Source organism: Micromonospora sp. WMMD998, assembly GCF_029581235.1.
Lineage (GTDB): Bacteria > Actinomycetota > Actinomycetes > Mycobacteriales > Micromonosporaceae > Micromonospora.
The window spans coordinates 3,543,554-3,555,265 of sequence record NZ_CP120740.1 but is presented as its reverse complement, the minus strand read 5'-3'; the positions used below and the strand labels follow the sequence as shown (position 1 = coordinate 3,555,265).

Annotated in this window: 1 protein-coding gene; it reads left to right on the top strand. The window is 75.0% G+C overall.

Features of this window, described 5'->3' with window-relative positions:
• Window positions 1-41: 41 nt before the first annotated feature.
• Window positions 42-11,627 (top strand): type I polyketide synthase, encoded by an 11,586-nt coding sequence (locus O7619_RS16395; protein ID WP_282281778.1) that lies wholly within the window; start codon window positions 42-44, stop codon window positions 11,625-11,627.
• Window positions 11,628-11,712: the final 85 nt, after the last annotated feature.

The window sequence follows — 11,712 nt, the reverse complement described above, 5'->3', positions numbered from 1 at the left end:
CCACGACGACCGCACCGACGACGAGATCCGGAGCACCTGTGATGCCTGCCGAGAATGTGGCCGCGACGACGAACCCGACGACCGACCCGGCGCGAACCGACGAGAAGCTCCGCGACTACCTGCGGCGCGCCACGGCCGACCTGCGGCAGGCGAACCGGCGGCTGCGCGAGCTGGAGTCGCGGGACCACGAGCCGATCGCGATCGTGGCGATGAGCTGCCGCTATCCCGGCGGGGTGGGATCCGTCGCGGACCTGTGGCGGCTGCTCGCGACCGGCGGTGACGCGGTGAGCGAGTTCCCGGCCCGGCCCGGCTGGGACACCGACGAGCTGTACGACCCGGACCCGGACGCCTCGGGCAAGTCGTACGTCCGGGAGGGCGGGTTCCTCCACGAGGCGAACGAGTTCGACGCGGACTTCTTCGGGATCAGCCCGCGCGAGGCGCTGGCGATGGATCCGCAGCAGCGGCTGCTGTTGGAGACGTCGTGGGAGGTGTTCGAGGAGGCCGGCATCGATCCCGAGTCGCTGCGCGGCAGCGCGACCGGGGTGTTCATCGGCGCGACCGGTCAGGACTACATGGTCCGGTTGATGCAGGGCCTGGAGAGCGTCGAGGGGTACGTCGTGACCGGCAGCTCGGCGAGCGTCGCGTCGGGCCGGGTGGCGTACACGTTCGGTCTGGAAGGTCCGGCGGTCACCGTCGACACGGCGTGTTCGTCGTCGCTCGTCGCCATGCACCTGGCGGCGCAGGCGTTGCGCGGCGGCGAGTGCGACCTGGCGCTGGCCGGCGGCGCCACGGTGATGGCGACGCCCGGCCTGTTCACCGAGTTCAGCCGGCAGCGGGGGCTGGCCCGCAACGGCCGCTGCAAGTCCTTCGCCGCGGCGGCCGACGGGGTGGGCTGGGGCGAGGGCGCCGGCATGCTCATCCTGGAACGGCTCTCCGACGCCCAGCGCAACGGGCACCCGATCCTCGCCGTCGTCCGCGGGTCGGCGGTCAACCAGGACGGCGCCAGCAACGGTCTCACCGCGCCGAACGGGCCGTCGCAGCAGCGGGTCATCCGCCAGGCCCTCGCCAACGCCCGCCTCACCCCCGCCGACGTCGACGCCGTCGAAGCCCACGGCACCGGCACCACCCTCGGCGACCCCATCGAAGCCCAAGCCCTCCTCGCCACCTACGGGCAGGACCGACCCGACAACCGGCCCCTCTGGCTCGGCTCCATCAAGTCCAACATCGGCCACGCCCAAGCCGCCGCCGGCGTCGGCGGCGTGATCAAAATGGTCCAGGCACTACGCCACGACCTACTCCCCCAGACACTGCACGTCGACAACCCGTCCCCGCACGTCGACTGGGACGCCGGAAACATCGCGCTACTCACCGAACCCCAACCATGGGAACGCAACGGCCACCCGCGCCGCGCCGGCGTGTCATCGTTCGGCATCAGCGGCACCAACGCCCACCTCATCATCGAAGAGCCGCCGGCGGCCGACGCGCCGGAGCCGACCGGGACGCCGGTGCCGTGGCTGTTGTCGGCCAAGACCCCTGCCGCGCTGACCGCCCTGGCCACCCGCCTCACCACCGCCACCACCTCACTGCCGACCGACGACGTCGCCCACACCCTGGCCCGCCGCACCCAGCACGCCCACCGCGCGGTCATCCTCGACGACCACCAGGACGCACTGGCCGCCCTCGCCAGCGACCAACCACACCCGTCCCTCGTGCGCGGCACCACCCGCCCGGCCGGGAAGATCGCGTTCCTGTGCACCGGGCAGGGCAGCCAACACCCCGAGATGGCCCACCGCGACGAACCCGTCTTCGTCGACGCCTTCGACCGGGTCTGCGCCGAGCTGGACAAGCACCTCGACCGGCCCCTGCGTGAGGCCATGGTCGACGCGGTCCACGAAACCCGCTACACCCAACCCGCCCTCTTCGCCACGCACGTAGCAATGCACGCCCTCGTCACGAGCTGGGGCATCACCCCGGACTACCTCACCGGACACTCCATCGGTGAACTGTCCGCCGCCCACCTCGCCGGAGTCCTCAGCCTCCCCGACGCCGCGCTCCTGGTCACCGCCCGAGGACGACTCATGCAGGCCGCCACCGCAGGCGGCGCGATGATCGCGATCGAGGCCACCGAGGACGAACTGACCCCGATGCTCGACCCGGAGAAGGTCTCCATCGCCGGACTCAACTCACCCACCAGCACCGTCATCTCCGGCGACACCCAAGCCGTCACCGCCATCGCCGCCCACTGGGCCGAGCGAGGACGACGCACCAAGAAGCTCACCACCTCACACGCCTTCCACTCCCCGCACATGGACCCGATCCTCGACGAGTTCCAGGCCATCGCGCAGAGCGTCACCTACCACCCGGCGACCATCCCCGTCGTCTCCAACCGCACCGGCGACGTGGCACCAGCGTTCGACGCCGGCTACTGGACCCGACACATCCGCGACGCCGTCCGCTACCGAGACATGATCTCCACCCTCGACGCGGCCGGTGTCACCACCTACGTCGAACTCGGACCCGACAACACCCTCAGCACCCTCACCCACGCCTGCCTCCCCCACGACACCACCGCCACCATCACCAGCGCCCACCTCGGCCAGCACGCCCAAGCAGTGCTGCACGCGGCGGGGCGTGAGACGGTCTGGACCACCACCACACCCGCCGGGCGGCTCACCGACCTGCCCACCTACCCGTTCCAACGCCAGCCCTACTGGGTGCAGGGCCGCCCCGGCGACGCCAGCGGCCTCGGCCTGGGCGGCACCACCCACCCCCTGCTCGGGGCGGCGTTGCCGCTGGCCGGCGAGGACGGCTGGGTGTTCACCGGCCACCTGAGCCTGAAGAGCCACCCCTGGCTGGCCGGGCACGCCGTGCACGGCACCGTCCTGCTGCCCGCCACCGCGTTCGTGGACCTGGCACTGCACGCCGCCGCCCAGGCCGGGTCCGCGGGCGTCGACGAACTGCTGCTGGAGGCGCCGCTGGTGCTCGACCCGCGCGGCGCCGTCCACCTCCAGACCGCCGTCAGCGCGCCGGACGAGCGGGGCGGCCGGACCGTCACCGTCCACTCCCGCCCGGCCGCCGACGACCAGGCGCCGTGGGTCCGGCACGCGAGCGGCACGCTGCGCCCGGCCGGATCGGAACCGGACGAGGCCGCTGCGGAGGAGCTGTCCGGGGCGTGGCCGCCCGAGGGCGCCGCGCCGGTGGACGTCACCGGGCTCTACCCTGAGCTGACCGCGGCGGGCCTCGACTACGGCCCGGCGTTCCAGGGGGTACGGGCTGCGTGGCGCGACGGCGACGTCGTCTACGCCGACGTCCGGCTGCCCGACGACGCCGACCCGGACGGCTTCGGCGTACACCCGGCGCTGCTCGACGCGGCCCTGCACGGCATGGTGCTCGGCGCCGCGGCGCGGGACGCGGCGGACCCGGCGATCCGGTTGCCGTTCGCCTGGTCCGGCGTGACGCTGCACGCCGGCGGCGCGACCCGGCTACGGGTCCGGCTGGCGCCGGCGCCCCACGGCGACGCGGTCTCGGTGCAGGTCGCCGACCTGTCCGGAGCCCCGGTCGCGTCGATCGAGTCGCTGTCGCTGCGGGCCGTCTCGGCGGAGCAACTGGCCGCGGCCGGTCCGCGCGCGGACGGCTCGCTCTTCGAGGTGCGGTGGACGCCGGTGCGACCCGCCGACGAGCCGGACGAGACGGCGCCTGTGGTGCTCGGCACCGGTGACCACCCCGACGTCGAGGCGCTGTTCGCCGCCCTGGACGCCGGCCAGGAGGCACCGGCCACGGTCGTCGCGGCGGTGCCGGCCGGTGGGTCCGGCGCCGATCACGGACCGGTCGCCTGGACGCTGGAGCTGACCCGCAGGTGGCTCGCCGACGACCGGCTGGCCGGTACGACGTTGGTGCTGCGTACCCAGGACGCGGTCGCGGCCCAGCCGGGCGACCGGGTGGCCGATCCGGCGCAGGCCGCGGTCTGGGGTCTGGTGCGGGTCGCCCAGTCGGAGCACCCCGACCGGTTCGTGCTCGTGGACGGCGCGGCGGAGGTCGTGCCGTCGCTGCCCGCCCTGCTCGGCACCGGTGAGCCGCAGGTGGCCGTCCGCGACGGGGCGGCCTACGCGCCGCGCCTGACCCGGACCACGGACGCGCCCGTGCTGACCACCCCCGACGGGCCGTGGCGGCTCGGCGTCACCTCGGCCGGCACCCTGGAAAACCTCGCCCTGCTCCCCGCACCCGAACTCACCCAACCACTCGCACCCGGCCAGGTCCGCATCGCCGTCCGCGCCGCCGGCCTCAACTTCCGCGACGTCCTCATCGCCCTCGACATGTACCCCGGCGACGCCGTCATCGGCGGCGAAGCCGCCGGCATCATCACCCACGTCGCCGACGACGTCACCACCCTCACCCCCGGCCAACACGTCATGGGCCTGTTCACCGGCGCCATGGGACCGACCGCGGTGACCGACCAGCGGCTGGTCGCCCCGGTGCCGCCGGGCTGGACGTTCGCCGAGGCCGCCGCCGCCCCGATCGTGTTCCTCACCGCCTGTTACGCGCTGACCCGGTTGACGGTGCTGCGGCCCGGCGAGCGGATCCTGATCCACGCGGCGACCGGCGGCGTCGGCACCGCCGCCGTGCAACTCGCCCGGCACCTCGGCGCCGACATCTACGCGACCGCCAGCGCCCCGAAGTGGGCGACGCTGCGCGGCCAGGGCGTCGGCGACGACCGGATCGGCAACAGCCGTACGCTCGACTTCGAGCGGCAGTTCCTGGACGCCACCGGCGGCGCGGGCATGGACGTGGTGCTCGACTGCCTGGCGCGGGAGTTCGTCGACGCCTCACTGCGGCTACTGCCGCGCGGCGGACGGTTCCTGGAGATGGGCAAGACCGACATCCGTGACCCGCAGGTGGTCGCGGACGCCCACCCGGGCGTGGAATACCAGGCGTTCGACATGGTCGACGCGGGCCCGGATCTGGTCGCGGAGATGCTGCGCGAGCTGGGCGAACTGTTCGCCTCCGGCGTGCTCAAGCCGCTGCCGGTCACCGCGTTCGACATCCGCGACGCGCCCACCGCCTTCCGCCACCTCAGCCAGGCCCGCCACACCGGCAAAGTCATCCTCACCATCCCCACCCCCCTCACCAACGACGACACCATCCTCATCACCGGCGGCACCGGCGCCCTCGGCGCCCTACTGGCCCGCCACCTCGTCACCAGTTACGGCATCCGCCGACTCATCCTCACCAGCCGCCGCGGACCCGACGCACCCGGCGCCACCGACCTGCACGACGAGTTGACCGCACACGGCGCCCACGTCACCATCACCGCCTGCGACACCGCAGACCCCGATCAACTCGCCGCCCTGCTCGACGGCCACCGACCCACCGCCGTGGTGCACACCGCAGGCGTCCTCGACGACGGACTCCTCACCGACCTCACCACCGACCGACTCGACACCGTCCTCACCCCCAAAGCCGACACCGCCTGGCACCTGCACCACCTCACCAGAAACCGCAACCTCACCGCCTTCATCACCTACTCCTCCATCGCCGGCACCCTCGGCAACCCCGGACAAGCCAACTACGCCGCCGCCAACACCTACCTCGACGCCCTCGCCGCACACCGCCACACCCACGGACTACCCGCCACCTCACTCGCCTGGGGACTGTGGGAGGACGCGGCGGGGATGGGCGGCGAAACGCCCCGGCGTCCCGGCGCGCTCGCCGCGCTCACCGCCGCGCAGGGGCTCGCCCTGTTCGACGCGGCGGTACGGGGCGCCCGCCCGACGGTGGTGCCGGCCCGGCTGGATGCCCGGGCGCTGCGTGCCCTCGCCGGCGCGGTGCCGCCGATCCTGCGCGGACTGGTACGCGGGCCCGCCCGGCGGGCCACCAACACGGACACCGGCGACGGCGACGCGCTGCGCGACCGGCTGGCCGGACTGGGCGAGGCGGAACAGCAGCGGCTGCTCGTCGACCTGATCCGCACCCACATCGCGGCCGTCCTCGGCCACGCCTCGGCCAACGACATCGACCCCGAGCGGCCGTTCTCCGAACTCGGCTTCGACTCGCTGACCGGGGTGGAGCTGCGCAACCGGCTGAACGCCGCCACCGGGCTGCGGATGTCGCCGACCGCGGTCTTCGACTACCCGACACCGGCAGCCCTCGGCGGCTTCCTGCGCACCGAGTTCGGCGGGACGCGCGCGAAGACCACCCGCCGGACGCCCACCACCCGGCCGGCCGACGAGCCGGTCGCCATCATCGGGATGGCCTGCCGCTTCCCCGGCGGCGCGGACAGCCCCGAACAGCTCTGGCAGGTGCTTGCCGGCGGCGTCGACGCGATCGGCCGGTTCCCGGACCGGCCCGGCTGGAACACCGCCGACATCTACGACCCGGACCCGGGGGCGGCCGGCAAGACGTACGCGCTCGAAGGTGGCTTCGTCCCGCACGCGGCCGAGTTCGACGCGGACTTCTTCGGCATCAGCCCACGGGAGGCCATCGCCACCGACCCGCAGCAGCGACTGCTGCTGGAGACGACGTGGGAGGCGCTGGAGCGGGCCGGGATCGACCCGGCGACCCTGCGCGGCAGCAACACCGGCGTCTTCGCCGGGGTGATCGCGCAGGCGTACGGCAGCACGTCGCCGGCCTCCTCCGGCGCCGAGGGCTACCTGATGATCGGCACCACCACGAGCATCGCGTCCGGCCGGATCGCCTACACGTTCGGCTGGGAGGGACCGGCCGTCACGGTCGACACCGCGTGCTCGTCCTCGCTCGTCGCCCTGCACCTGGCCTGCCAGGCGATCCGCAGCGGCGAGTGCGACATGGCGGTCGCCGGCGGCACCACCATCATGGCCAGCCCGGCGATCTTCACCGAGTTCAGCCGGCAGCGCGGTCTCGCCCCGGACGGCAGGTGCAAGTCGTTCGCCGCGGACGCGGACGGCACCGGTTGGGGCGAGGGCGCGGGTGTGGTGCTCGTGGAACGGCTCTCCGACGCCCGGCGCAACGGGCACCCGATCCTCGCCGTGGTGCGCGGATCGGCGGTGAACCAGGACGGCGCCAGCAACGGCCTCACCGCCCCGAACGGGCCGTCCCAGCAGCGGGTGATCCAGCAGGCGCTGGCCAACGCCCGGCTGACCACCGCCGACGTCGACGCGGTCGAGGCGCACGGCACCGGCACCAAGCTCGGCGACCCGATCGAGGCGCAGGCGCTGCTTGCCACGTACGGCCAGGACCGGCCCGACGACCGGCCGCTCTGGCTCGGCTCGATCAAGTCGAACATCGGGCACACCCAGGCCGCCGCCGGGATCGCCGGCGTCATCAAGCTGACCCTCGCCCTCCAGCACGGTGAGCTGCCGAAGACCCTGCACGCCGACACGCCGAGCCCGCACGTCGACTGGAGCACCGGCAACGTCTCGCTGCTGACCGAGGCGCAGCCGTGGCAGCCGAACGGGCGACCCCGCCGGGCGGCGGTCTCCTCGTTCGGCATCAGCGGCACCAACGCCCACGTCATCATCGAGCAGGCGCCGGACGACGCGCCCGCCGACGAGCCGGAGCCGCCGACGTCCGCGCCGGTCGCCTGGCTGCTCTCCGCCCGCACCGAGCAGGCGCTCGTGGACCAGGCCGGGCAGCTCGGCACCTTCGTACGGGCCGGAACCGCGCTGCGCCCGGCGGACGTGGCGCAGACCCTCGCCACCGGCCGGGCCCGGCACCCGCACCGCGCCGTCGTCGTCGGCGCCGACCGCGACGAGCTGCTCGCCGGCCTGGCCGCGCTGCCCACCGAGGGCGGCGCCGCGAACCTGGTGCGCGGCGTCACCGAGGGTCCGGCCGGCCCGATCGCCTTCGTCTTCCCCGGGCAGGGCTCGCAGTGGGCCGGCATGGCAGCCGAGCTGCTGGCCACCGCGCCGGTCTTCGCCCAGCACATCGAGGCGTGCGCCGCCGTCCTCGACCCGCTCACCGGGTGGTCGCTGCTGGAGCTGCTGCGCGGGGCGCCGGACGCGCCCCCGCTGGAGCGCGCCGACGTGGTGCAGCCCGCCCTGTTCGCCGTGATGACGTCACTGGCCCGGCAGTGGCAGGCCCTCGGGGTCCGGCCGGACGCCGTCATCGGCCACTCGCAGGGCGAGATCGCCGCGGCGTACGTCGCCGGGGCGCTCAGCCTCACCGACGCCTGCCGGGTCGTGGCGCTGCGCAGCCAGGCGCTCGCCGCGATCGCCGGCCTGGGCGGCATGGTCTCGGTGCCGCTGCCCGTCGAGGCGACCGAGAAGCTCATCGCCCGCTGGGACGGCCGGATCAGCGTCGCCGCGGTCAACGGGCCAGCCGCGACAGTCGTCTCCGGCGACGTCGCCGCCCTGGACGAGCTGCTGGCCGACGGGGAGTCCGACGGTGTGCGCGTCCGCCGGATCCCGGTCGACTACGCCTCGCACTCGCACCACGTCGAGGCGATCCAGGACCGGCTGCGGGAGGTGCTGGCGGGGCTCGAGCCCCGGACCGCCCAGGTGGCCTTCTACTCGACGCTCACCGGCGAGCCGATCGACACCGCCACCCTGGACGCCGACTACTGGTACGCCAACCTGCGCCACCAGGTCCGGTTCGCGCCGACCGCCGGGGCGCTGCTCGACGCCGGTTTCCGGCACTTCGTCGAGTGCAGCCCGCACCCGGTGCTCACCACCGGGCTCCAGGACACCGCCGAGCAGGCCGGTGTCGAGGCCACGGTGACCGGGACGCTGCGGCGGGACGAGGGCGGCTGGACCCGGTTGCTGATCTCGGCCGCCGGGCTGGCCGTACGCGGGGTGGAGGTGGACTGGTCGCCGGTGCTCGCGCCGATGCGGCCACGGCGGGTGCAGCTTCCGACGTACCCGTTCCAACGCCGCCCCTACTGGCTGCGGGGCGCCGCCACCGCCGACGTCACCGCGGCCGGGCTCGGCCCGGCGGGCCATCCGCTGCTCGCCGCCGCCACCGAGCTGCCGGACGGGGGCTGGTTGTTCACCGGCCGGCTCGGGCCGGACACCGCCGACTGGATCCCCGACCACGCCGTGCTGGACCACGTGCTGCTGCCCGGCGCCGCGTTCGCCGAACTCGCCCTGCACGTGGCCGCGCACGCCGACTGCGACCGGCTGGAGGAGCTGACCCTCGCGGCCCCGCTCGTCCTCGACGACCCGGCGGGCGTGCGGCTGCACGTGGTCGCGGGTCCGGCCGACCCGGACGGACGCCGGGCGCTGACCATCGACTCCCGGCCGGCCGGCACGGGCGGCGACGGCGTCTGGACCCGGCACGCCGACGGCGTGCTCGCGCCCGCGACGACGCCGCAGTCGCCGCCGGCGCCCGGCGGGGCCTGGCCGCCGGCCGGGGCCGACGAGGTCGCCGTCGACCAGTTGTACGAGCGGTTCCTCGCCGCCGGGCTGGCCTACGGTCCGGCGTTCCAGGGCGTCCGGGCCGCCTGGCGGCAGGGCGACACGGTCCACGCCGAGGTGACGCTGCCCGAGGGGACCACACCCGACGGTTTCGGCCTGCACCCGGCGCTGCTGGACGCCGCGCTGCACGCGATCGCGCTGCTCCCGGGCACCCCCGAGCAGGCTCAGGTGCCGTTCGTCTTCTCCGGCGTGGACCTGCCCGTCCCCGGGGCGGACACGCTGCGGGTGCGGGTCTCCCCGGCCGGGTCCGGCGCCGTCCGGGTGGACCTGGCCGACTCGGCCGGCACCCCGGTGACCACGATCGAGTCGCTGGCCATCCGTCCGATCGCGGTCGAGCAGCTCCGCCGCGCCGGTGGTCGCGACGGCGCCCTGTACCGGTTGGACTGGACGGCGGCGACCGTCGCCCCGGCGGACACCGGTTTCACGCTCCTCGGGCCGGATCCGTTCGGGCTCGACCCGACCGCGTCCCACCCGGACCTGGCCACGCTGCGGGCCGCCGTCGCCGCCGGCGGGACCGCGCCCGGCCTGCTGCTGCACGTCGCGTCGACCGGTCCGGACGCCGACCCGGTCGCCGGGGCGCACGCGCTCACCGCCCGGGTCCTCGACCTGTGCCGGGAACTCCTGGCCGCGCCGGAGCTGGCCGACACCCGGCTGGCGCTGGTGACCCGGGGCGCCACCGCCGCCGGCGGGCAGCCGCGCGACCTGCCCGGCTCGGCCGTGGCCGGTCTGCTGGCAAGCGCCGCGACCGAGAACCCGGGCCGGTTCCTCCTGGTCGACCTGGACGACACGGCCGCGTCGCGGGCCGCGCTGCCGGGCGCGCTCGGCGCCGCGATCGCCGCCGACGAGCCACGGATCGCGGTACGCGACGGGGCGGTCCTGGTGCCACGGCTGGTCGCCGCCGAACCGGCGCCGGAGCGGACCCCGCCGCGCCTCGACCCGGACGGCACCGTGCTGATCACCGGTGGCACCGGCACACTCGCCGCGGACGTCGCCGGGCATCTGGTCACCGCGTACGGGGCCCGGCGGCTGCTGCTGGCCAGCCGGCGTGGCCCGGCGGCCGACGGCGCGGACGAGCTGGTCGCGTCGCTGGCCGCGCTCGGCGCTGAGCCGCGCATCGTGGCCTGCGACGTCGCCGACCGGGACGCGCTCGCCGCTTTGATCGACGCGATCCCGGCCGCGCATCCGCTGACCGCGGTCGTGCACACGGCCGGCGTCCTCGACGACGGCATCCTGACCGCGCTCACACCCGACCGGCTGGACACGGTGCTGCGCCCGAAGGCCGACGCGGCCTGGCACCTGCACGAGCTGACCCGCGACCGCGACCTCGCCGCGTTCGTGCTGTTCTCCTCGTTCGCCGGCACGGTGGGCAGCCCGGGACAGGCCAACTACGCGGCGGCGAACGGGTTCCTCGACGCGCTCGCCGAGCGGCGGCGCGTGGACGGCCTGCCCGCCACCAGCCTGGCGTGGGGCCTGTGGGAGCAGGAGAGCGGAATGACCGCGACGCTGGAGCACGCCGAGCGGGCCCGGATGGCCCGCAACGGCCTGCTCCCGCTGCCCGGCGCGACGGCGCTGCGGCTGCTCGACGCCGCGCTCGCCGACGGGGCGCCGGCCCTCGTGCCGGTGCGGCTGGAGACCGTCGCGTTGCGCGCCCAGGCCGGCGCCGGGGTGCTGCCGGCGATCCTGCGCGGCCTCGTCCGGGTGCCGCCGCGTCGGACCTCCGCCGGGGCCGCCGCCCTGGCCCGACGGTTGGCCGACCTCGGCGACGCGGAGCGGGAGACGGTGCTGCTGGACCTGATCCGCGGCCAGATCGCCACGGTGCTCGGGCACGCCTCGCCGGACGCCGTCGACATCGACCGGCCGTTCCAGGATCTCGGTTTCGACTCACTGACCGCGGTGGAGCTGCGCAATACGCTCAACACGATGACCGGCCTGCGGCTGCCCCCGACGGTGATCTTCGACTATCCGAACACGGGCGCGCTCGCCCGGCACGTCCGCGACCGGCTCGCCCCGGCCGAGGTGCGGGACCCGGCCGCCGAGGAGCTGGAACGGTTGGAGCGGGCGCTCGGCGCGGTCGCCGCCGACGATCCCGGCCGCGGCCGGATCACGCTGCGCCTCCAGACGCTCCTGGCCCGCTGGACCGAGCACTCGGCGACGTCGGCCACCGCCGTCGCCGACCGGCTGGAGACCGCCGACGCCGATGAGATCTTCGCCTTCATCGACCGGGAGCTGGGCCGGGCCTGAGCACGCCCGCCGGGCGCCGCGACCGTTCGCGGCGCCCGGCCGACCCAGCTTTAGCGCCCGGCAAGCCGCCCGTTAGCGCAGGTCG